Genomic DNA, 20959 nt, shown 5'->3' with positions numbered 1-20959 from the left:
TGCGTGTGATTGAGCGCTGTTGCCGACGCGGGCGTGTGCATTGTCAGAATCGCTTCCAGAATAGCACGGGCCCCCTGTGATGAAACTGACACTTCGTGTCAGGGTCTGCCCAGGGTTTGCGTCGGGCGCGGAATGGTCTAGCGGGTGTCCGCGGACGAGCGCTGTTCGAAGATGCGACGCACCCGCGCCAGGTCTTCGGGCGTGTCGACGCCGGGGCCGGGGCGCTGCGGACTGAGGTGCACGACGATGCGTTCGCCGTGCCACAGCACCCGCAGCTGCTCGAGCGACTCGATCTGCTCGAGCGGCGCCGGCGGCAGCGCGGGAAAGCGGCGCAGGAAGCCGGCGGTGTAGCCGTAGATGCCGATGTGGCGCAGCGGCGCCGGATCGGGCAGCGCCGTCACGCCCTGCGCGTGGCCGTCGCGCCACCACGGCATCGGCGCGCGCGAGAAGTACAGCGCCCGCCCGGCCGCGTCGGTGACCACCTTGACGACGTTCGGGTTGAGGTATTCCTCGACGCTGTCGATCGTGTGCGCGGCGGTGCTCATCACGCATTCCGGATGCGCCTGCAGCCGCTCGGCACAGGCGGCGACCAGCGCCGGATCGATCAGCGGCTCGTCGCCCTGCACGTTGACGACGATGTCGCGGCCGTCCAGGCCCAGCAGCGTGCAGGCCTCGGCGAGGCGATCGCTGCCGGTGGGGTGGTCGGCGCGGGTCAGCACCGCGTCGACGCCGTGCGCCTGGCAGGCCTCGAGAATGCGCGGCGAGTCGGCGGCCACGACGACCGCGCGCGCGCCGGCCTCGCGGCAGCGCTGCGCCACGCGCACCACCATCGGCACGCCGGCCAGATCGGCCAGCGGCTTGTCGGGCAGCCGGGTCGAGGCCAGCCGGGCCGGGATCAGGACGGTGCAGTCGAGCATCGTCACGGCGCGGCGGGTGGCATGGCGAGGGCGGGCGGCGGCGGTGCGATCGTGTCGGGATCGACGCTGCGCGCCTCGTTCTCGAGCATGACCGCGATGCCGTCGCGCACGGGGAAGGCCAGCCGGTCGGCCGGGCAGAGCAGTTCGTGGGTGTCGTGCAGGTGCGTCAGCGGACCCTTGCAGATCGGGCAGACGAGCAGTTGCATCAGTCGGGTGTCCATGGGCGTGGATGCTACCTTGCCGGCAGGGCCTGGAGAACGGCCGCGATCAATGCGGCGGGAAGCTGGAGCTCGAGCGGCACCACCTGGACCTGCAGTCCGGGCCGTTCGGCGGCCAGCCGGGCCGGATCGAGCTTGACGGCGTCCTTCTCGGTGACCAGCACCTCGGTGGCCGAGGCGGGCCAGGGCAGCGTCATGTGGTCGTGGTGATCGTCGAGCGCGAGCGTGTCGATCTCGAGGCCGTGCGCGCGCAGCGCGTCGAAGAAGCGCGCGGGCTGGCCGGTGCCGGCGCTGGCCAGCAGGCGACGCCCGCGCAGCGCAGCCCAGGCGGCCTCGTCCGTCAGGGCGGTGTCGCTCGGCGTGCCGCGCCACCAGTCGGCCAGCGGCACCGGGCGGCCGAGCTGGCGCCGGCTGCGCTCGCCGGGCGGCGCGCCGGGTGGCGGCTCGGTGCGGTCGGTGTTGAGCACGACGAGCTGGACGCGGCCGGCCGGCGGCGCATCCACCGGCTCGCGCAAGGGGCCGGCCGGCAGCAGCCAGCCGTTGCCGGCGCCGCGCTCGTCGAAGACGACGATCTCGATGTCGCGCGCCAGGCGCAGGTGCTGCAGCCCGTCGTCGCAGACGATGACGTCGGTGTCGGGATGGCGGGCGAGCAGCTCGCGGGCGGCGGCGGCGCGGTCGCGCCCGACCACCACCGGCGCGCCGGTGCGCCGGCGCATCAGCAGCGGCTCGTCGCCGCTGTCGGCGGCCGTGTCGGCGGGCTGCACCTCGCGGATCGTCCCGGTGTGGCTGCGGCCGTGGCCGCGCGAGACGATGCCGGGCCGGCGGCCGGCCTGGCGCAGCGCCTGCACCAGCGCGATCGTGACCGGCGTCTTGCCGGCGCCGCCGGCGACGCGGTTGCCGACGACGATGACCGGCACCGGCAGGCGCTCGCGGCGCCGCAGGCCGGCTCGGTAGAGCGCGCGGCGCAGGCCGACCAGCGCGGCGTGCAGCAGCGCCAGCGGCCGCAGCAGCCACTGCGCCGGGCCGCCGTCGCGCCAGATCGCCTCGAGACGGGCGGCCGCGCCGCGGGCGTCGTCAGCGGCCGCTGCCGCCACGGCTGGAGGACTGGGTCGCGAAGGTCAGCTGCACCAGCCCGACGCGGCGCGCGGCGTCCATCACGTTGATCACGCTCTGGTGCGCGGCCATCGCGTCGGCCGAGATGATGACCGGGCGGTCGCGCTCGCCCTGGGCGGCGGCGGCCAGGGCCGCGGCCAGCGCGTCGACGCCGCTGCCGTCGACCGGCTGGCCGTTCAGGCTGTAGCGTCCCTCGGACGACACGCCGACGATCAGCTCGCGCGGGCGGCTGTCGAGCCGGTTCGACTCGGCCACTGGCAGCGTCACCTTCAGCTGCGTGTACTTGGCGTAGGTGGTGGTGAGCATCAGGAAGATCAGCACCACCAGCAGCACGTCGATGAAGGGGATCAGGTTGATCTCCGGCTCCTCGGCGCGGCGCGGACGGAAGTTCATCGCCATCGTGCGGCTCCTCGTGCGGGCGGCTTCAGCGGCGCACGCGCAGCAGCTGCGGCAGCAGCCGCTCGGCGGCCTGCTCCATCTGCAGCAGGTAGCCGTCGACCAGGCCGCGGAAATGGCGCCAGGTCACCAGCGCGGGGATCGCGATGATCAGGCCGAAGGCGGTGTTGTACAGCGCCACCGAGATGCCGTGCGCGAGCTGCTCGGGGTTGCTGCCGGAGCCGGGCGACTGCGAGCCGAAGATCTCGATCATGCCCACCACCGTGCCCAGCAGGCCCAGCAGCGGCGCGGCCGACGCGATCGTGCCCAGCAGGTTCAGGTAGCGCTCGAGGCGGTGCGCGGCGACGCGGCCGGCGCTCTCGAAGGCGTTGCGAAGCTGGGTCTCGTCGCCGCGGGCGTCGGTGGCGGCGGCGCGGATGCCCTCGGCCAGCACGGCGCCGAGCACCGAGCTGTCACGCAGCTTGTCGAGCACGTCGGGCGCGGGCAGGCCGCTGCGGGTCAGCGTGATCACCTCGTCGAGCAGCGTCGGCGGAACGATGCGGGCTGCGCGCAGGCTCATGAAGCGTTCGATGATGATCGCCAGCGCGGCGATGGAGCACAGGATCAGCGGCCAGATCGGCCAGCCAGCGGCTTGTATGATCGAAAACAAAGGTCTTTCCCCAGGGCGTCGCAAGGACCGCTGTGCCGGGATGGCGCAGCGGCGCTGATTATGGCCTCAAGCCGGAGCCTCCCCGCCGCTCCGGACCGGTGCCGGCAGGCCGCGGCCGGCGACAGGATTGTCCACGGAGCCTGTGGACAAGTCTTTGGAAAACCTGGGTGGCAAGCTTGCAAGTGGCTGTCGGGCAACGCAATTTCCTGGGTTGCCTCATTTTTCATCAATGTGACCGCAACATGAAGATTTCTCGGCCGGAGCACGATCGTGTCCGAAGGTGACGGCATCTGGGAGGTCGCGGCGCTGGTGCGCGCCGTCGGCGAGGCGCTGCAGGACGGCTTCGGCGCGGTGGCGGTGCGCGGCGAGCTGGCCGGCTTCACCCGCGCCGCCAGCGGCCACTGCTACTTCAACCTGCGCTCGCCCCAGGGCGAGGCCGGGCTGCGCTGCGCGATGTTCCGCCGCGCGGCGTCGCTGCTCGACTTCACGCCGCGCGACGGCCTGCAGGTCGAGCTGCGCGGCCGGCTGGCGATCTACGAGCCGCGCGGCGAGCTGCAGATGATCGTCGAGGCGATGCGCCCGGCCGGCGAGGGCCGGCTGATGGAGCAGTTCCTGCGCCTGAAGGCGAAGCTCCAGGCCGAGGGGCTGTTCGATCCGGCGCGCCGCCGCCCGGTGCCGGCCTTCGTGCGGCGCATCGCGGTGGTCACCTCGCCGGCGGCCGCGGCGCTGCGCGACGTGCTGAGCGCCCTGGCGCGGCGTGCGCCGCAGGTCGAGGTGATCCTGTGCCCGGCCGCGGTGCAGGGCGCGGAGGCGCCAGCGCAGCTGGTGCGCGCCATCGCGGCGGCCGGGCAGCTCGAGGGCGTCGAGCTGCTGATCGTCTGCCGCGGCGGCGGCTCGCTCGAGGACCTGTGGGCCTTCAACGACGAGCGCGTGGTGCGCGCGATCGCCGCCAGCGCGGTGCCGGTGATCTGCGGCGTCGGCCACGAGACCGACACGACGCTGGCCGACTTCGCCGCCGATCTGCGCGCGCCCACGCCCACCGCCGCGGCCGAGCTGGCCGCGCCGCCGCGCGAGGACTGCCTGCGCGCGCTGCGGCAGCTCGCGCGCCGGCTGCGGCAGCGGGTGGACTTCCGGCTCGACGGCGAGGCTCAGCGCCTGGACCGCGCGGCGCTGCGCCTGTCGCGCCCGGCCGACGCGCTGCACGCGCAGCACCGCCGGCTGGCGCTGCTGGCCCAGCGCCATGCCGGTCTGCCCGCCGCGCGGCTGGCGGCGGAGCAGGCGCGGCTCGAGCGCCTGGCGCAGCGCCTGACGGACGCGCGCCGCCAGCGCCAGGGCGAGACCGCGCGCCGTCTGGAGCTGCTGGGCGCCCGGCTGGCCGCGCTCGACCCGCAGCGGGTGCTGGCGCGCGGCTATGCGCTGCTCGAGGACGAGCAGGGCCGGCCGCTGGTCGGCGTCGGCGCGCTCCGCCCGGGCCGGCGCCTGCAGGCGCGGCTCGCCGACGGCCGCCTGGCGCTGGACGTCGCCGAGGTCTGGCCGGACGACGGCGCAGCGTGACGCTGCGGCGATCGGGCCCGGCCCTGCGAAAGAAGAGGCTTCTCCCTACAATGAGCCGCCGAGCCGCCGGCGAGCGCCGCTCCGGGTGGCGCGCCGGCCCTTGATCACCCTCTCGCACCCCAACCACGAAGGATTCACACATGGCTTTCGAACTGCCCGCCCTGCCGTATGCCAAGGACGCCCTGGCTCCGCACCTGTCGGCCGAGACCTTCGACTACCACTACAGCAAGCACCACCAGGCCTACGTCACCAACCTGAACAACCTGGTGCCCGGCACCGCGTTCGAAGGCAAGGGCCTGGAAGAGATCGTCAAGACCTCCAGCGGCGGCATCTACAACAACGCCGCCCAGGTGTGGAACCACACCTTCTTCTGGAACTGCATGACCCCGAACGGCGGCGGTGCCCCGACCGGCGCGCTGGCCGACGCGATCAACGCCAAGTGGGGCTCGTTCGACGAGTTCAAGAAGGCCTTCCAGACCTCGGCCGTGGGCAACTTCGGTTCGGGCTGGACCTGGCTGGTGAAGAAGGCCGACGGCTCGGTCGACATCGTCAACATGGGCGCCGCCGGCACCCCGCTGACGACCGGCGACACCGCGCTGCTGTGCGTCGACGTGTGGGAACACGCCTACTACATCGACTACCGCAACCTGCGCCCGAAGTTCGTCGAGACCTTCCTGAACAGCTTGGCGAACTGGAAGTTCGCCGAGGCCAACTTCGCCGCCTGATCGTCTCCGATCCTGCCGCCACGAAGGCCGGGGCTCCGCAAGGGGCCCCGGCCTTTGTCGTTCAGGGCGGCGACAGCGGCTCGCCGTCGGGCACCGGCTCGTCGCGGCCGGGCTCGAAGCGCAGCCGCCACAGCATCGAGGAGGCCTCGCGCCGGTTCGTGCCGAGCGTGAAGCGCGGCAGCGCGGTGGCGGTGGCGGCTTCCTCGGCCTCCTCGATCCGCTCCATGAAATGGGCGCGGCCGACCTCGCGGCCCATGCGGCGCAGCGCGCTGGCGGCCAGCTCGCAGGCCGAGTAGGCGTGGGCCTGGATCTGCAGCAGCGCCGGGTCGGCCGCCGGCGCGCGCTCGTGCGACAGCAGCCAGCGGCCGGCATTGAGCGCCAGCCGCGCGCGGGTGCGGCCCGGCCGGTCCCAGAGCCAGGTCAGCCGCACGTTCGCGCGCCAGGCCGGCGGCACCGCCTCGAAGCGGCCGGCCAGCCTCTCGCCGGACAGGACCACCCGCGCCTGCGGTGCGGGCGCGTCGAGCGCCGCCAGCCGCGCCAGCGCCGCGCCGTCCAGCCACAGCACCCAGGCCTCGTCGGGCGTGGCCGTGCGCAGCGCCGCCATCGCGGCGGCAGCGCCCAGGCCCGGGGTGTCGAGGTCGATCGGCGGCTCGACATGCACCGGCGCGCCCGCCGCCGCCAGCCGTTCGGCCAGCCGCGCCGCGCCGAGCCGGCTGGCCTCGTCGCGGCTCTGGACGATCTGGTGCAGCCGGCGCGGTGGCGCGCGGCCGTCCTCGTCGGGCTCGCCCAGCGCCTGGGCCAGCCCGGAGGCCTCGAGGCTGACGCCGCGGTTGAAGGCCAGCGTCCAGCGCAGCGGCTGGCGGTCGTCGATCGACGGCCCCTGCGGCAGCAGGCAGGGCAGGCCCTCGTGCTCGCAGTGCTGCTGCACCGGCTGCCAGGCGCCGCGGCCGTCCGGGCCGGTCAGGCCGGAGATCAGCGCGAGGACCGGCTGCGCCTGCTGCAGCGCCTGCAGCTCGGCGGACCAGCGCGCCGGATCGGCGCCGAGCGTCCAGCGGTGCAGCACCCAGGGCGGCGCGCCGGTGCCCGCCTCGGCCTCGGCCCCGGCACGCGGCGAGCGTTCGGCCAGGCAGGCGGCGAGCACGCCGGCGCCGGCCTCCTGCACCTCGGGCGCGGTGTCGGCGCCGACGATCGTCGCCAGGTGCAGCACGCGGCCGTCGAAGCCGGGCGCGGCGCCGACCGTGAGCGTGTGCAGGTAGGCGTCGAGCGCGGCGACCTCGGCCGCATCGAGCCGGTAGCGCGGCATCAGCGCGTCCATCGCGCGCCCGCCGGCGTCGATGCCGGCGGTCAGCGCGCGCGCCAGATGCTCGCGGTCGTAGGCGGGACGCTGCTCGCCGCCCGGTGGCTGGCGCTGCAGGCCCGGCGCGACGCGCGCCCGCGTGCCCGGGCCCGCCTGGCCCGGCGCGTCGAGCCGGGCGCCGACGATCGGTGGCACCCGGCTGCTGCCCTCGGCGCCGCCCATGCCGCTGGCGCGGTGGCACTGGATGCAGGCGGCGTCCCGGCCCGACACCGTCAGCCCGTGCTCGCGCAGCGCCTGCAGCGGCGCGCCGTCGGCGCGCCGGCCCTCGCGGTAGAGCTGCTCGCCGAGCGCGGCGGCCTCGGGAGCCGGCGCGGCCAGCGCGGGCATCGCCAGCAGGGCAAGCAGGGCCGGCAGGACCGGCAGGACCCGCCGCCTCACGGCGTGCCGCCGGCCAGGGCCTCGCGCACCAGCTGCTCCGGCGACGCGAAGCCGTCGAGCCGCACCCACTGCCGGCTGCCGCGCGCACGCACGAAGGTCACCGGCGTGTGGCCCATCTTGTCCGGGCGGTGCACGTTGAAGGCGCGCTGCACCGCGTCGATCGCGTCGGCGCTGCCGGTGTGGAACAGCCACTGCGGGCCGGCGTCGAAGCGTGCGGCGTACTCGCGCAGCCGCGCCGGCGTGTCCTGCCCCGGATCGATCGAGATCGAGATCATGCGCACCTGCGCGCGCCGCTCGCCCAGCCGCTCCTGCGCGGCCGCGAAGATCTGCGTCATCGGCGGGCAGATCGTCGTGCAGCTGGTGAAGACGAAGTTCAGCAGCACCGGGCGGTCCTCGCCGATCGAGTCCGCCAGCGCGACCGGCGCGCCGCCGGCCTGGGTGCGCAGGCGCACCGCCGGCAGCGTCACGCTCTGCAGGCTGCGCACCGGCGCCTGGGACGCCGGGGCGGGGGGCACCGACGCCGCCGAGGCCGCCGGCGTCGTGCCGTGGCAGAGCTCGTCCTGCGGGGCCGGGCGGGCGCCGGGCGCGGCCAGCGCCGCCCCGGCCAGCAGCAGCGCGGGCAGCGCCGCCGCGCTCCGGATCTTCATCGCGCTTCCCCTCACGCGACGACGAAGCGGCGCATCATCTCGTGGTCCTCGTGCGAGAGGATGTGGCAGTGCCAGACATACTCGCCCGCGCGCGGGAACTTCACCAGGATGCGGGTGACCTCGCCGGGATAGGCGACGACGGTGTCCTTGCGGCCGGCCTCGTGCGCGCCGGCCGGGCGGGCCGCGCCGGTCAGCGAGACCTGCGTCAGCCAGCCGCCGGTGATCGCGCCGCCGGCGCCCATCGGCTTGGGCACGACGGTGCCGGAGAAGGGCTGGCGCTCGAGCACGCGGAAGTCGACCAGGTGCAGGTGGATCGGGTGCGCGTCGACCGTGGTGTTGTGAATCTCCCAGACCTCGGTGCTGCCCAGTGCGACGGTCTCGGTGACCGGGTCCGAGTACAGGAAGGTGCCGTGCGCCGGGCTGACCGGGTTGCCGGCGGCCGGGTTGACCGTGCCCAGCATCGTCTGCAGGCGGCCGTAGGGATCGGTGCCCTCGAGCAGCAGCAGCTTGCGCACCTTCGCGCCGACGGTCGAGGGCGCCGGCAGCGCCCCGTGCACCGGCCGCAGGAAGGTCGGCAGCGTCGTGTCGGGGCGGGCGGTGTTCATGGCGAGCACCGTCTGGAACAGCATGATCTGGCCGGCGGTGGCGGCATCGACCGCCGCGCCGCCGGGGAAGGGCGTCGGCGCGCTGTTGAGCAGGCGCACGCCCTGGCCGGCCAGGCCGCGGAAGCTCACCACCACGTCGGCGCGCTCGCCCGGCGCCAGCAGCAGCTTCGTCATCGGCACCGGCGCGTCCATCAGGCCCAGCTCGGTGCCGACCTGGTGGAAGGTCAGCGCGCTGCCGTCCGGCCGCACGAAGCTCAGGTCGAGGAAGCGCGAGTCGCAGCCGTTGAGCAGGCGCAGCCGGTAGGCGCGCGGCTCGACCTGGTGCACCGGCCAGGGCACGCCGTTGACGATGATGAAGTCGCCGAAGAACTCCGGCAGGTGCGTCGGCTTCGGCGCGGCCGGGTTGGCCGGATCGGTCGCGGGATAGAACAGCCGGCCGGTGCTGTCGTACATGCGGTCCTGGATCGCCAGCGGGATCTCGTAGGGCGCGAAGGGCAGCTGGTTGCGCGAGAACAGCTGGTCCTCGTTGGCGTCGCGGATCAGGTAGTGGCCGGCCAGGCCCATGTGCACGTTCAGCCGCGTCACGCCCAGCGCATGGTCGTGGTACCAGAGGTGGCCCGCCTCCTGGCGGTTATCGAAGGTGTAGGGCTGGCTCCAGAGCCGGCCGCGCAGGTCGGGCACGCCATTGAAGTTGGCGTCCGGCGTCGACCAGCCGTCGGGCAGGCCGTCGCTGGTCGTGCCCTGGGCGCCGCCGTGGCGGTGCGCCACCAGCGGCACCGGCGCCAGGCCGCCGAGGTTGCCGGGGTTGGCCCACATCAGCGTGGTGTCGACCGGCAGCCGGTGCGCGATCGGCTGGAAATTGCGCATCAGCTCGTTGACGTAGGTGACCTGGATGCTGCTGCCCGAGCGCACCGAGAAGGTCCGTCCCGGCGAGGTCGGCGCCTGCAGCGCCGTGCCGTAGCCCCACAGCACCGTGGTGAGCTTCTGGCCGGCGGGATTGACCAGACCGATCTGCGTGCTGAACTCGCGCAGGCGCAGCACATAGGCGTTGCCGAGCAGGTTCGAGGGCTGGAAGCAGTTCAGCGGCCGGTTCGGGTCGGGCAGCGCGTTGACGAACTTCGGATGGACGCGGCCGTCGAGGCGGGTGGTGGTCCCGGTGCCGGTCGACGGCGTGCTGCCGTTGTCGGCCGGCAGCGAGTAGACGATCTGCTGCAGCGCGCCGAAGGTGAGCTGCAGCAGGTTGCTCAGCAGCGAACCGGCCCGGGCGGCGCCGGGAACCAGCGTGCTCAGGCCGGCCAGGGTGCCTCCGGCAAGGAGGTGGCGGCGGGTGATCATGGGGAACTCTCTTTCCGTTGGCGTCTGCTACGGGAAGAAGTGTTTCCAATGTAAATATTTGTGTCAACGTGAAAAGGTTCACGTCTCCCGCGATCCGGGCGGGCGGTTGCGCAGTTTCAGCAAGCCTTCATCGGGCAAGGGCGCTGCGCACCGCCCCTTCGAGCGTGGCCGGATACGGCCCCTCGATCCAGTCGGCGGCCGCGCGCAGCCCCGGCGCGATCTGCGCCGGCGGGCGGACCAGCCCCGGCACGCAGCGGAAGGTGGCGCGCTTCTCGGCCACCAGCCGCTCCAGCCGCACCGCAGGCTCGCCCTCGCCGAGGTCGCGCAGCACGGCGCGGGCCTGCGCCAGCAGCGCCTGGCCGGTGGCCTCCAGGCCGCGCTCGACCCAGGGCGCCGCGCCGCTGACCACGAAGGCGAAGCGCCCGGCCCGCAGCCCCAGCGCGCCGTGGTCGAAGGCGAACTGCGCCGGCGCCTGCGGCCCCTCGGCCAGCGCGACCATCGGCGCGGCCAGCCGCGCGCCCGGCGCCTGCACATAGCCGGTGATGATCGGCTCGAAGCCGAAGGCCTCGGCCTGCGCCGCCCAGCCTGGAGCCACCGCGCGCGTCAGCCGCGCCGCCTCGGCCGGCGGGCAGGCCAGCACCACCTGATCGAAGACCTCGCCGTCGACCCGCCAGCCGCCGCCCGGCGCGGGTTCGGGCTCCAGCGTGCGCACGCGTCGGCCGGTGTGCAGCGTCGCGCCGTGCTGCTGCAGCCAGCGCCAGGCCGGCTCGGGCAGCAGCTCGGCCAGCGGCCGGCGCGGAATCAGCAGGTCGCTGGCGCCAGGGCCGGAGAACAGCGCGTCATGCAGCACCCGCAGGAAGACCGGCGCGCTGGCCTCCGGCGCCGGCGTGTTCAGCGCCGCCACGCACAGCGGGTCGAGGATCTCGGCGCGCACCCGCGCCGGCAGTCCGGCGGTGAGCTGGGCGACCGTCCAACCCGCGTCGCAGCGAAAGCCCCGCAGCAGCCAGCCCAGCGCGGCCGAGCTCAGCGCCAGCCGCTCCGACAGCCGCCAGTGCCGCATCGCCCAGACCGCACGACCGAATTCGAGCAGCGGCGAGCCCGCGCGCAGCCGCAGCCCCACGCCGTCCTGGTCGAGCAGCGCCAGCGGCTGGCGCCGCAGCACCGCGTCGGGATCGACGCCGACGCGGCGCATCAGCCCGAGCGTGGCGGTGTAGGCGCCGATCAGGATGTGCTGGCCATTGTCGAGCCGGTCGGCCGGATCGCCGCCGGCCGCGCCCTCGGCGGCCAGGCTGCGCGCGCGCCCGCCGGGCTGCGGCGCCATCTCGAGGACGGTCACCGCGTGGCCGGCCTCGACCGCGGCGACCGCTGCCGCCAGCCCGGCCCAGCCCGCGCCGACGATGGCGACGCGGCTCACCGGCCGCGCCAGTTGGTCTTCATCGCGATCCAGAGCTTCCTGACCGGCGTCAGCGAGATGCGCTGGTGCAGCACCTGGAACTCGGCCGCCTCGATCTCGCGCAGCAGCGTGCGGTAGATGTTGGCCATCATCAGGCCGGGCTTCTGCGCGCGCGCGTCGGCCGCGGGCAGCAGCGCCAGCGCCTGGTCGTAGGCCTGGTGGGCGCGCTCGGCCTGGAACTTCATCAGCGCGGTGAAGCGCTCGCTGTAGCCGCGGTTGAGGATCTCGTGCGCCTTGACGTCGAACTGCTTGAGCTCGTCGATCGGCAGGTAGATGCGGCCGCGCCGCGCATCGTCGCCGACGTCGCGGATGATGTTGGTGAGCTGGAAGGCCAGGCCCATCTGGTGCGCGTAGGCGGTGGTGGCGGCCTCGGTCTGGCCGAAGATGCGCGCGGCGACCTCGCCGACGATGCCCGCCACCAGATGGCAGTAGCGCTTCAGGCCGGGATAGTCGAGGTAGCGGCTCTGCTGCAGGTCCATCTCGCAGCCCTCGATGACGGCCAGCAGGTGCGCCGGCGTGATCTGGTAGAGCGTGACGTGCGGCATCAGCGCCTTCATGACCGGATGCGTCGGCTCGCCCGAGAAGGCGCGCTGCACCTCGGTGCGCCACCACGCCAGCTTGGTGGCGGCCACGCCCGCGTCGCTGGTCTCGTCGACCACGTCGTCGACCTCGCGGCAGAAGGCGTAGAACGCGGTGATCGCCGCGCGGCGCTCCGGCGGCAGGAAGAGGAAGGCGTAGTAGAAGCTCGAGCCGCTGCCGGCCGCCTTCTCTTGGACGTAGTGCTCGGGGGAGGTGGTCATGGGGGGCGATTGTCTCAGAGCGTGTTCACGATCCCGACTGCCCTGAAAATGCGGGGATGCCGAAGAGAAAAGTCTACGCGAGTGACATCAGCCGAGAGCGGTTTGCGGAGATCGAGCCGCTGCTGAGGGGAGTGCGCCGGCGCACCAAGCCGACGACGGTGGACCTGTACGAGGTGTTCTGCGCCGTGCTGTACCTGCTGCGCACGGGCTGCCAGTGGCGCTTCCTGCCGGCGGATTTTCCGAAGTGGAGCACGGTCTACGCGTGGTGGCGCAAGTGGAGCGAGCCCGATGCGGAGGGTGTGAGCACGCTGGAGCGGGCTTTAAAAAAATCAGGTTGGCGCGGCCCGCGTGAGACAGGGGCGCAGCGCCACGCCGACGCTGTTGATCGTGGACGCGCAGAGCGTGAAGAACGCGGACACGGCCGGGTTCAAGGGCTATGACGCGGGCAAGAAGGTCTCGGGGATCAAGCGCCACATCGTGGTCGACACGCAGGGCTGGCCGCATGCGGTGGCGGTGACCACGGCCGAGGTCACCGATCGCAAGGGAGCGCTGCAGGCGCTCGAGCACGGCAAGGCGGCCCTGGCGGGGGTGCGCCGGGTGCTCTTCGATGGCGGCTATGTGGGTCGACCGTTCGAGCACGGCGTGCGCGAGATCCTGGGCGAGCGGGTGACGGTGGAGGTGGCCCGGCGCAGCGAACTGCACACCTTTGCGGTCATGCCCCAGCGCTGGATCGTCGAGCGCAGCTTCGCCTGGCTGGAGAAGAACCGACGCCTGTGGAAGAACTGCGAGCGCTGGCTCAACACCAGCCTGCAGTTCGTCCATCTCGCCTTTCTGGCCTTGCTCCTCAGGAGATCGTGAACACGCTCTCAGCGAATCGGCTCCAGTCACTGACCCGGTTGCGCGCATCAGATTTCACGGGGCCAGGGTCTTTGTTCTTGTTCCATCCGTTCTTCGAGGTTTCTGAATGAACGATATGCGCCTGTTTTGATAGTCTTTTCGTATCAACAGGGAGAAATCATGGGATGGGGCAGCTACAACGAGGACAACGAGAGTCGGCATCACAACGCCACCATCGTTCGGAGAAAAGAGCATGACGCCCTGATGCCGGCCTCTGCGCATCCGGCCAAGGCCACACCGGCGGTGACCAAGCTGAAATCGTTTGCCGCACCACAACCCAGGCCGCTGCCTGTCATCGTCCTGGCCGATGTCAGCGGCAGCATGGTCGAGGGCAACAAGATCGAGTTGCTGAACGTGGCTCTGCGGGACATGGTCAGCAGCTTCGCGAAGGAGTCGCGTCTGAGAGCGGAGATTCAGGTCGGACTGATCACGTTTGGCGGCAGGGCGGCGGAGGAGCATCTGCCGCTCGTCGCGGCCCATGAGGTCACGGCCATGAAACCGCTGGCGGCCAGTGGTCCGACCCCGATGGGCAAGGCGTTCGATCTGGCTCGCCGCTTGCTCGAAGACAAGGAGCGCATCCCGTCGCGCGCTTACCGACCCGTGCTGGTGCTCGTGTCCGACGGGGCACCGACGGATGACTGGGAGCAGCCGCTACAGGCCTTGTGCAGCAGCGAGCGCGGCAGCAAGGCGTCCCGCTTCGCGATGGCGATCGGCGCCGATGCCGATCGCGAGATGCTGAAGCAGTTTCCCAATGGCCCTGAGGCGACGCTGTTCGATGCACATGATGCTCGCGACATCGTGCGTTTCTTCCGTGCGGTGACGATGAGCGTGGCGTCCAGGTCGGCAAGCGCAACACCCGATCAGTCGGTCGGACTTGATCTGGGCATGGTGCCGCCGGACGACGATCTGGACCTGGACGCGCTGTAAATGCTGCGTGCGGCAGGCGCCTGCGTGACGGGGCCGGCCCATCTGCAGACGTTCCAGCCAGGTCAGGATGCGTTGGCCTTGCGGGGATGGCGCGGGGGCTGGATTGTTGCGGTGGCGGATGGACTGGGTTCCCGCGCACGCAGTGCAACAGGTTCCCGGCTGGCGGTGCGGGCCGCGCAGCAGATCGCTCGCCAGTGGTCGCCTGCATCCTGGCAGGAACTGCCTGCTCGCCAGTGCGCCACCGATCTGTATCGGCGGTGGCTGGCGCTGGTGCCATGGCAGGACAAGTCCTGTGCCGCGACCACGCTGCTGTGGCTGGTGTGCGATGCCGAGGGACGTGCCCGGGTGTGGCAGCTCGGTGACGGAATGGTGCTGTGCCGGCTCGGAGGGCGGGTGCAGGTGATCACGCCGGACCGTCCCGGCTTCGGCAACCAGACCCGCGCCTTGGGCACGCACCGGGCATGGTCTGACTGGCACACGGCGAGTTTCACGCTGCGCGAGCCGGGGGATCTGGTGCTGCTGATGACCGATGGCGTGTCGGACGATCTGGCTGCAGCGTCGCTGGACGGTTTCACGCAGGTCGTCCACCGGCAGATCCAGCAGCGCAGCCGCCGGCAGGCGCGACGCTGGTTGACGCATGAATTGACCCATTGGGCCACGCCACTGCACTCGGACGACAAGACCGTGGCGATGGTGTTCAGGGAGTGATGAGATGAAACCGACAGCGCATGCCCGGCCGGAGAAGGTGCCGGGCGAGGGTCAGCGTGTCCAGGATGACCGAGGCCACGTTCATGAACTGGGCAAGAAGTTGGCCGAGGGTGGGCAAGGGATTGTCGTCACGACGAAAGCTGATGCCCGCTTGTTGGTCAAGGTCAGCAGATGGCCCGGCACGGATCCCAGGTCTATCGACTGGAAGCGCCAGATCGAGCAGGTGCATCGCCTGCCCATCACCGAGAACGACCTGCCGATCGCGATGCCCAAGGCCTTGATCGTCAAGCCTCGGGCGGGCTACGTGATGGAGCTGATGGATGGTCTGGTGCCGTTGGAGCAACTGCTCACGCAGGCCCAGCAGGCGTTTCTGGACGGGGAGGGGCTGAGCGGCTATCTGGCGTCAGGCGGCCTGCGCCGTCGTCTGCGCCTGTTGGCTCGGTTGGCGCGGGTCATGGCCAGGCTGCACGGACTGGGCATTGCGCATGGCGATCTCTCGCCCAAGAACGTGTTCGTCTCCGAGTCGCACGAGCACGCAGAAGTCTGGCTGATCGACTGCGACAACCTGACCTACGCCGTCCGGGACAGCAGCTTGCAGCTCTACACCCCGGATTACGGCGCGCCTGAGCTGTTGTGCGGCGAGCGCGGCATCAGCACGTACACCGACATCTGGAGCTTTGCCGTCATGGCCTTCCAGTTGCTTACGGTGCTGCATCCCTTCAAGAGTGGCGATCTGGTGGATCAGGACAGCGAGCGTGAAGAGCCCGCACTGCGCGGTGAACTGCCGTGGGTCGACCATCCCGAGGACGAGTCGAATCGGGCCAGCCTCGGGATACCGAGAGAGCTGGTCTGCACACCCGTCCTGCGTGATCTGTTTGACCGATGTTTCCGGCTCGGTGTTCTCGCTGCGGGTGAGCGGCCATTGATGGCGGAGTGGGCCGAGGCGTTCGAGGCAGCGGTTGCGATGCAGGTGCTGTGCGACACCGAGCACGATGGCTGTGGCAGCACGTTCCTGTGGAACCGGGACCTGTGCTGTCCTTTCTGCGACACGGCCCAGCCGGCAGGGAGCGTGCTGCGTTTGGTTCATTCGGTCTTTGCCGCTCCGGCGGAATTGGGGGAACTGGCCGACCCGAAAAACTGCTGGATCATGACAGGGCATGTTCAGACCGTGGCCAGTGAGCCGGTCGCGTTGCGTGCAGCGCCTCCAGGCACGGCTTGTCACGCTGAAAGCGACTCCGTGATGTCCCTGTGGGTCGCAGGGGACGATCTGGCGATCCAAGTCGAACACGGGCATCAGGTCTCTCTGCAGACATCGGGGAGTACCCGGTTGCTGCCACTGCGAGGGCGTGTGCAGTTGCCCAGGCGCGGTGTGGCCCATGTCCTCCATCTGGGCACTGGCGATCGAACCCACGACGTGTGGCGTTTCAAGTGGTGAGGCAGGGAGATCGACATGCAGCTCCATGAATCGCCCCTGTTGTCCCGAGGCATCCACGGCGCCCACGTCATCGGTCGTGATTTCGATGCGAAGACATGGCAGACCTCGAGCGAAGTTGTGGTGCGTTCCGCCGAGGGTGGCGGCAGGCTATTGCTGCGGCAGGATGACCGGATCGCCGAAATCGAACCAGCGCCTGATGCCGGATCGCTGCTGCTGCATGCCCAGAACCTTGACGTGCTGTGGGTGCTGGCCCAGGCCAGAGGCCAGGGTGCCAAGTCGGCGAGGGTCGGTTTGCACTGCCTGGTGCCGATGCAGGCCGTCTCGTCTGAATCGGCATTCGAGATTGGTGTCGATCAGCGGGTGGCGGACAGCCTGCACCAGCAGATGCGCATCGACCAGCCGGTCGTCGCCTCGGCGGTGGAGTGGCTGACCGATGAGTTTGTCTGCCCGGTGGCGGGCGATGAGGCACTGGGCCGCGTGTTCGTGTGTCCTCGGGAGCGGGGTGACGTCCGGGCGATGCAACTGATCGGACGGCGCTTTCGACTCGACCTGAAGCGCGATGACCAGCAGGTGTTCTGGGTCGAGCGCACGGCGAAGCGCCCGGCGAGCGAGGACGATGCCTGCATCGTCATGACGGGTGCGGTTCGGTTCGTCGACGCCAGCGCCGGGGTTCAGCCGCAGGAGCCATCCCAGCGACTCCTGCTGGACACGGCGGTCACGTCGTTTGGTACCTATCTGGAACTGTGGAGCCTCTACGGCCAGAAGGAGTGGGTGCGCGAAGTCACGCGGGCCGCCGAGTTACAGTCGTTGTCCTACACCGCGTGCGTGCCCGCCAGCGATGAAGGTGGGGGATGGCGCCTGACGGTTCAGACGGATGCGTTGAATACGTTTCGTGATCGTTGGAAGAAATTGGCGTCTGACGATGATCAAGTCGAGCTGGATGACGAGGCGCCGGACTGGAACAGCGATTACTACACCGACCTGGAGCACCGCGATCGGCGTCGGATCTTTCGAGGCGAGCCGCAGTGGTTGCGTGACGGCCTTGTCGTGAAAGGAGAGTCGAGGAAGCCGCCGCCCCCGAGTGGTCACATGTATCTGTCGTTGGCAGGCCATCGGACCCAGCATGAGCGGCGTCTGAGTGCGCGGCGGGCCATCGATTCGGGTGCAGGCGTGAAGACGCTGCGGGCGTTGCTTCAGGATGTGCCGACGCCGACCCAGCGGCCCTCGACACTGACCGCCCTGACGCCGTATGCACGCCAGAGCTTCCGCAGTGGCAGACCGACCACAAGGCAGGAAGAGGCGGTTCGAGTGGCCCTGAACACCCCGGACATTGCGCTGATCATCGGCCCGCCCGGGACAGGCAAGACCCAGGTGATCGCCGCGCTGGAACGGCGCCTGTCCGAACTCAACGAGGGGCAGCTCATCGCGCACGATGTGCTGGTGTCGAGTTTCCAGCACGACGCGGTGGAAAACGCGCTGGAGCGTACCGAGGTCTATGGCCTGCCTGCGGTCAAGGTGGGCGGGTCGGCTCGCCGTCGTGACGAGTTCGATCCGGTGAGTGCATGGCGTGAGCGCAAGGAACAGGCGATGTCCGCCCGAGTGCAGCAGATGGAGCAATCCGACCCTTCGGCACCCCTGCTGGTGGAGCTGGATCGGCAGGTGCACCGATTGCTTCTGCTGGGCGTGGAGCCTGGGGAGCGTCAACGGGCACTGGATGACCTGGATGACTGCCTCAGAGCACTCGGCCGTCTGCGCATACGGCCCGGCGCCGCGTGGCAGTCCGACTGGGGCAACTATCGGGAGCAGCCGCCGGCGCCGGCGCAGGTGGCGCAGTCGCTGTCGCCTGCACGCCGCAGGATGCTGCTGAGGCGGGTGAGGGCGCTGCGCTGTCAGGCCGTGGCCTTTGAAGATGACGGTCCGGCCCAGGCACACAAGGTGCGCGGTCTGCTGCGCCACGAGGCCGGACTGATGACCGCGGCGGATGAGGCGCTGCTGCTCCAGGCGAGCGATGCGGACAGATTGCCTGATGCCGCACTGCTGGAAGCCTTGTCCAGCCTGCGCGATGCGCTGATCGACCGCTTGCGGCCCGACTGGTGCCCCGTCGTGCAGCGCCATCGGCTGGATGATCAGGCGCGTGGCCTGTTGCAGCGACTGCAGACCGAACTGGCGGACAAGGTGCGCGAATCGCGCCATGGGGTCCACGGCGTGTTGATCCGTTATCGGGATGCACTGGGTGCCTACCCAGATCAGGTGCATCGGGCCGTGAAGGCCTACAGCAGCATCGTCGGCGCGACCTGCCAGCAGGCGGCCAGCCGTCACATGAGTCTGCTCAAGACCGACAAGCCGGACGCTCCATCCATGAGGAGCCTGCAGTTCGGCAGCGTGATCATCGACGAGGCCGCTCGGGCCAATCCGCTGGACCTGCTCGTGCCGATGGCGCTCGCGTCGCGGCGCATCGTCCTGGTCGGCGACCACCGGCAATTGCCCCACTTGCTCGACAGCGAGATCGAGGACGAGATTCGTGCCGAGCGTGGCGACCAGGCCAGCAGCAAGGTCTACCGGGACAGCCTGTTCGAGCGGCTGTGGCGACAGCTTCAACAGCGGGCGGCGGCGGATGGCTTCTCGCGGGTCGTGATGCTCGACACCCAGTTCCGCATGCACCCCCGGCTGGGTGATTTCGTGAGCCGGCAGTTCTATGAACGAGCAGGGCTCGGTCAGGTTCATTCAGGCCGGCCGGCGAGCGATTTTGAATGGCTGGTGCCTGGTCATGGCTCATCGGTGTGTGCCTGGATCGATGTCCCGCAGGTCAAGGGGCTGGAGGACCGGTCCGGCGCCAGCCGTCGGCGTCAGGTCGAAGCCTGGCGGGTGGCGCACGAGGTGTCTCGTCTGCTCAAGGAGCTGCCCGAGGACAAGAGCATCGGGGTCATCACCTTCTACGCCGCCCAGCGTGACGAGATTCTGGCTGCGCTGGGTGGCTCGCTCCCGAAGCGCCTGCATGTCGGCACGGTCGATGCCTTCCAGGGCAAGGAGTTCGATGTGGTGGTGCTGTCTGTCGTCCGATGCAACACGCTGCCGTTGTCCGCCTCCAGCCTGTCTGAAGGCTGCACGCCTGACGAGACTGAACAGCGGCGCAGCGCCCAGGAGCGAGTCTGGAGCCGCAAGTACGGCCACTTGCGCACGGCCAACCGGCTCAACGTGGCGATGAGCCGCCAACGCCGGTTGCTGATCGCGGTTGGCGATCGGGCGATGTTCGAGGGTGAGGCATCCCGCGAGGCCGTGCCGGAGATGTGCGCCTTCCTGGATTTCTGCGATGCCGAGGCGCGGCTGCACGCCAGGGAGACGCCATGAAATCGCCTGACCTTTTCCTGCGCTGGCCGACGTCACGCCCGTCGAAGCGGCCGCATGTCGCGGTGTTGTGGCCTGTGCATGTGTGGCCGGTCGTCGCGCCGGATCAGGTGCCTGCGCTTAACCTGTTCCAGTCGGCCATCCTCGGCTTGCTGCGAGCTGGAAAGAGCGATCTCGCCGAGGTGGCGACGCTGCTGGAACTCGATCGGGATCTGGTCCGCTTCATCGTGACCAAGGAACTCCAGCCCTCGGGATGGCTGGATCAGCGACTGCGACTGACCCCGGAGGGGGCCAGGATGCTCGACGGTGATGACCACCGGACGCCGCGCCTGAGCCAGCAGCATGTGTTTCAGGATGCCGTGTTCGGACACTGGTGGCCGCGTCTGAGTGCGGACCTGCCGGAAATCGAACCCAAGGGCGTGAACGAGAAAGGCCAGTTCGAATTTCTCCTGGAGCGAGGAAGCGGTCGAATCGAGCGGCCCGTCGTGTTGCCGGTGAAAGCACCAGCGCGTGCCGATCTGGCAGAGGTTCTGAAGGCGTGGCAGCAGCACCGCCGTGACCACGCCGCTGCGCAAGCCGGGGGCCGGGTCGAAACGCTGTCGGACGATGTGGAGTTCGTCAGCGATGAAATCGAGTTCTGCGGCGATCTCCAGCGAACGCAGTTGGCGCATGTCTGGTGCGAGGTCTACGTCAATCCCGATGATCCGCAGCCGTGGCTGGTCAGCGATCCGTGGCGATTCGTGCCAGCGGTGAAATGGCTGCGTGAGCCGCTGCAGCAAAGCCTGGGCCAGTTCCCGGAGCTGGCTGGGCGGATGCGCAAAAAGCTGATGCCCAACGAGGACACGGGTTCCCTGAGTGCAGCCGATTGGCTTGCGCAGTTGGAACTCCGCACCGAGCTGGATCTGTCGTCGATGCCGCACCTGAACCGGCCGGAGCACACCAAGCTGCGTGAGCACATGGGTCGTGTTCTCCGTCAGCGGGACCGTTTGCTGCACCAGGAGCGCGTCCAGAACGAAGAGCTGAACAGCCTGCTGACCGAATGCAGCGCCCTGATGGAAGCCACGGTGCAGTGGATGCTGGAGTGGTGGCCGATCGAAACGCGGGATTGGCCGCGAACCGAATGGACGCGGCGGGTGCTTGGCGACTTGCTGCGGGAGCTGCCTTTGCAAGCGCCGCTGGATGACGAAGTGCTGGCGGTGTTGTCCGGCCAGAAGCTCAAGGACACCCGGCTGGCCATCGAGCGGCGTGACCGGCCCTTCAAGGCACTCTGGGTCGGTGCATTGCTGTGTACGCGGGAGCACGATACACACCCGCTGCGGCAACTGCCGGCGCGCGCCCTGCAATGGGTGCGGATGCTGGAGCTGACCGACCTGCGCAACAAGGGCAGCCACGCCAGCGGGCAGCGACTTGACCGCCAGCACAGCCTCGACATGGCGGACTTCGCCGTCGAGTGGCATGAGCAGTTCATTCCGTATTTCTGAATCCTGGATCTGAAAGCAC

19 protein-coding genes are annotated in these 20959 nt (G+C 70.3%); 9 read left to right on the top strand and 10 right to left on the bottom strand.

Annotation, left to right across the window (positions count from 1 at the left end):
- Positions 1–137 precede the first annotated feature (137 nt).
- From kdsB to HNQ01_RS06870, 5 genes are read right to left on the bottom strand one after another with little or no spacing between them, the layout of a single operon-like run.
- Complete coding sequence (gene kdsB, locus HNQ01_RS06890; RefSeq protein ID WP_173804633.1) at positions 138–917, bottom strand: 3-deoxy-manno-octulosonate cytidylyltransferase; 780 nt, start codon at positions 915–917, stop codon at positions 138–140.
- 2 nt (positions 918–919) lie between these two features.
- Positions 920–1138: a Trm112 family protein gene (locus tag HNQ01_RS06885; protein WP_173804605.1), complete on the bottom strand. Its 219-nt coding sequence runs from the start codon at positions 1136–1138 to the stop codon at positions 920–922.
- 11 nt (positions 1139–1149) lie between these two features.
- Positions 1150–2229: a tetraacyldisaccharide 4'-kinase gene (lpxK, locus tag HNQ01_RS06880; protein WP_173804604.1), complete on the bottom strand. Its 1080-nt coding sequence runs from the start codon at positions 2227–2229 to the stop codon at positions 1150–1152.
- Complete coding sequence (locus tag HNQ01_RS06875; RefSeq protein WP_173804632.1) at positions 2210–2641, bottom strand: ExbD/TolR family protein; 432 nt, start codon at positions 2639–2641, stop codon at positions 2210–2212. Before HNQ01_RS06875 ends, lpxK begins: the two co-directional genes overlap by 20 nt.
- A gap of 31 nt (positions 2642–2672) precedes the next feature.
- Positions 2673–3203 (bottom strand): MotA/TolQ/ExbB proton channel family protein, encoded by a 531-nt coding sequence (locus tag HNQ01_RS06870; protein WP_286180541.1) that lies wholly within the window; start codon positions 3201–3203, stop codon positions 2673–2675.
- Here HNQ01_RS06870 and HNQ01_RS22360 point away from each other — a divergent pair.
- The 3 genes from HNQ01_RS22360 to HNQ01_RS06860 all read left to right on the top strand — a co-directional run bounded on the left by HNQ01_RS22360 (position 3202) and on the right by HNQ01_RS06860 (position 5572).
- Entirely contained in the window at positions 3202–3351 is a 150-nt protein-coding gene (locus HNQ01_RS22360; RefSeq protein WP_286180540.1) for a hypothetical protein, read from the top strand. The two genes, HNQ01_RS06870 and HNQ01_RS22360, sit on opposite strands and share 2 nt — an antisense overlap.
- A 212-nt stretch (positions 3352–3563) precedes the next feature.
- On the top strand, positions 3564–4847 hold the full coding sequence (gene xseA / locus HNQ01_RS06865; protein WP_353621647.1) for an exodeoxyribonuclease VII large subunit: 1284 nt from the start codon (positions 3564–3566) through the stop codon (positions 4845–4847).
- A gap of 140 nt (positions 4848–4987) precedes the next feature.
- Entirely contained in the window at positions 4988–5572 is a 585-nt protein-coding gene (locus HNQ01_RS06860; RefSeq protein WP_149503001.1) for a Fe-Mn family superoxide dismutase, read from the top strand.
- A gap of 61 nt (positions 5573–5633) precedes the next feature.
- Here HNQ01_RS06860 and HNQ01_RS06855 read toward each other — a convergent pair whose 3' ends face one another.
- From HNQ01_RS06855 to hpnD, 5 genes are all read right to left on the bottom strand, one after another.
- The gene (locus HNQ01_RS06855) at positions 5634–7307 is read right to left on the bottom strand and encodes a c-type cytochrome (RefSeq protein ID WP_173804602.1); all 1674 of its coding nucleotides are present in this window, start codon (positions 7305–7307) and stop codon (positions 5634–5636) included.
- Positions 7304–7954 (bottom strand): SCO family protein, encoded by a 651-nt coding sequence (locus HNQ01_RS06850; protein WP_173804601.1) that lies wholly within the window; start codon positions 7952–7954, stop codon positions 7304–7306. The genes HNQ01_RS06855 and HNQ01_RS06850 overlap by 4 nt, the downstream gene beginning before the upstream one ends.
- An 11-nt stretch (positions 7955–7965) precedes the next feature.
- The gene (locus HNQ01_RS06845) at positions 7966–9894 is read right to left on the bottom strand and encodes a multicopper oxidase family protein (RefSeq protein ID WP_173804600.1); all 1929 of its coding nucleotides are present in this window, start codon (positions 9892–9894) and stop codon (positions 7966–7968) included.
- A gap of 127 nt (positions 9895–10021) precedes the next feature.
- Positions 10022–11308, bottom strand: a complete 1287-nt coding sequence (gene hpnE / locus HNQ01_RS06840; RefSeq protein ID WP_173804599.1) for a hydroxysqualene dehydroxylase HpnE — start codon at positions 11306–11308, stop codon at positions 10022–10024.
- A complete protein-coding gene (gene hpnD, locus HNQ01_RS06835) occupies positions 11305–12147 on the bottom strand; it encodes a presqualene diphosphate synthase HpnD (RefSeq protein WP_173804598.1) in 843 nt (280 codons plus the stop codon). The genes hpnE and hpnD overlap by 4 nt, the downstream gene beginning before the upstream one ends.
- Positions 12148–12203: 56 nt before the next feature.
- On the opposite strand from hpnD, the gene HNQ01_RS06830 reads away from it, so the two are divergent.
- From HNQ01_RS06830 to HNQ01_RS06805, 6 genes are all read left to right on the top strand, one after another.
- Positions 12204–13005 (top strand): IS5 family transposase gene (locus HNQ01_RS06830; RefSeq protein ID WP_173804597.1). Its coding sequence is split into 2 segments (ribosomal slippage): positions 12204–12479 and positions 12481–13005, totalling 801 coding nucleotides; the frame shifts between segments, so codons are not numbered across the junction.
- A 159-nt stretch (positions 13006–13164) separates the two neighbouring features.
- Complete coding sequence (locus tag HNQ01_RS06825) at positions 13165–13971, top strand: vWA domain-containing protein (RefSeq protein ID WP_286180538.1); 807 nt, start codon at positions 13165–13167, stop codon at positions 13969–13971.
- Positions 13972–14679, top strand: coding sequence for a PP2C family serine/threonine-protein phosphatase (locus HNQ01_RS06820; protein ID WP_173804596.1), 708 nt, complete (start codon positions 13972–13974; stop codon positions 14677–14679).
- Between the two features lie 4 nt (positions 14680–14683).
- A complete protein-coding gene (locus HNQ01_RS06815; RefSeq protein WP_173804595.1) occupies positions 14684–16114 on the top strand; it encodes a serine/threonine-protein kinase in 1431 nt (476 codons plus the stop codon).
- Between the two features lie 15 nt (positions 16115–16129).
- A complete protein-coding gene (locus tag HNQ01_RS06810; protein WP_173804594.1) occupies positions 16130–19462 on the top strand; it encodes a DEAD/DEAH box helicase in 3333 nt (1110 codons plus the stop codon).
- Positions 19459–20940, top strand: coding sequence for a hypothetical protein (locus tag HNQ01_RS06805; RefSeq protein ID WP_173804593.1), 1482 nt, complete (start codon positions 19459–19461; stop codon positions 20938–20940). Before HNQ01_RS06810 ends, HNQ01_RS06805 begins: the two co-directional genes overlap by 4 nt.
- Positions 20941–20959: the final 19 nt, after the last annotated feature.

Source organism: Sphaerotilus uruguayifluvii, from assembly GCF_013294065.1.
GTDB lineage: Bacteria > Pseudomonadota > Gammaproteobacteria > Burkholderiales > Burkholderiaceae_C > Sphaerotilus > Sphaerotilus uruguayifluvii.
The sequence above is the reverse complement of the archived record's forward strand: the minus strand, read 5'-3'. Positions and strand labels throughout refer to the sequence as shown.

Bases quoted from the DNA above. Each gene is read 5' to 3' on its own strand.
- kdsB (WP_173804633.1), bottom strand. From the start codon at position 917: ATGCTCGACTGCACCGTCCTGATCCCGGCCCGGCTGGCCTCGACCCGG.
- HNQ01_RS06885 (WP_173804605.1), bottom strand. From the start codon at position 1,138: ATGGACACCCGACTGATGCAACTGCTCGTCTGCCCGATCTGCAAGGGT.
- HNQ01_RS06875 (WP_173804632.1), bottom strand. From the start codon at position 2,641: ATGAACTTCCGTCCGCGCCGCGCCGAGGAGCCGGAGATCAACCTGATC.
- HNQ01_RS22360 (WP_286180540.1), top strand. From the start codon at position 3,202: ATGAAGCGTTCGATGATGATCGCCAGCGCGGCGATGGAGCACAGGATC.
- HNQ01_RS06870 (WP_286180541.1), bottom strand. From the start codon at position 3,203: ATGAGCCTGCGCGCAGCCCGCATCGTTCCGCCGACGCTGCTCGACGAG.
- HNQ01_RS06860 (WP_149503001.1), top strand. From the start codon at position 4,988: ATGGCTTTCGAACTGCCCGCCCTGCCGTATGCCAAGGACGCCCTGGCT.
- HNQ01_RS06850 (WP_173804601.1), bottom strand. From the start codon at position 7,954: ATGAAGATCCGGAGCGCGGCGGCGCTGCCCGCGCTGCTGCTGGCCGGG.
- HNQ01_RS06845 (WP_173804600.1), bottom strand. From the start codon at position 9,894: ATGATCACCCGCCGCCACCTCCTTGCCGGAGGCACCCTGGCCGGCCTG.
- hpnD (WP_173804598.1), bottom strand. From the start codon at position 12,147: ATGACCACCTCCCCCGAGCACTACGTCCAAGAGAAGGCGGCCGGCAGC.
- HNQ01_RS06825 (WP_286180538.1), top strand. From the start codon at position 13,165: ATGGGATGGGGCAGCTACAACGAGGACAACGAGAGTCGGCATCACAAC.
- HNQ01_RS06820 (WP_173804596.1), top strand. From the start codon at position 13,972: ATGCTGCGTGCGGCAGGCGCCTGCGTGACGGGGCCGGCCCATCTGCAG.
- HNQ01_RS06815 (WP_173804595.1), top strand. From the start codon at position 14,684: ATGAAACCGACAGCGCATGCCCGGCCGGAGAAGGTGCCGGGCGAGGGT.
- HNQ01_RS06810 (WP_173804594.1), top strand. From the start codon at position 16,130: ATGCAGCTCCATGAATCGCCCCTGTTGTCCCGAGGCATCCACGGCGCC.
- HNQ01_RS06805 (WP_173804593.1), top strand. From the start codon at position 19,459: ATGAAATCGCCTGACCTTTTCCTGCGCTGGCCGACGTCACGCCCGTCG.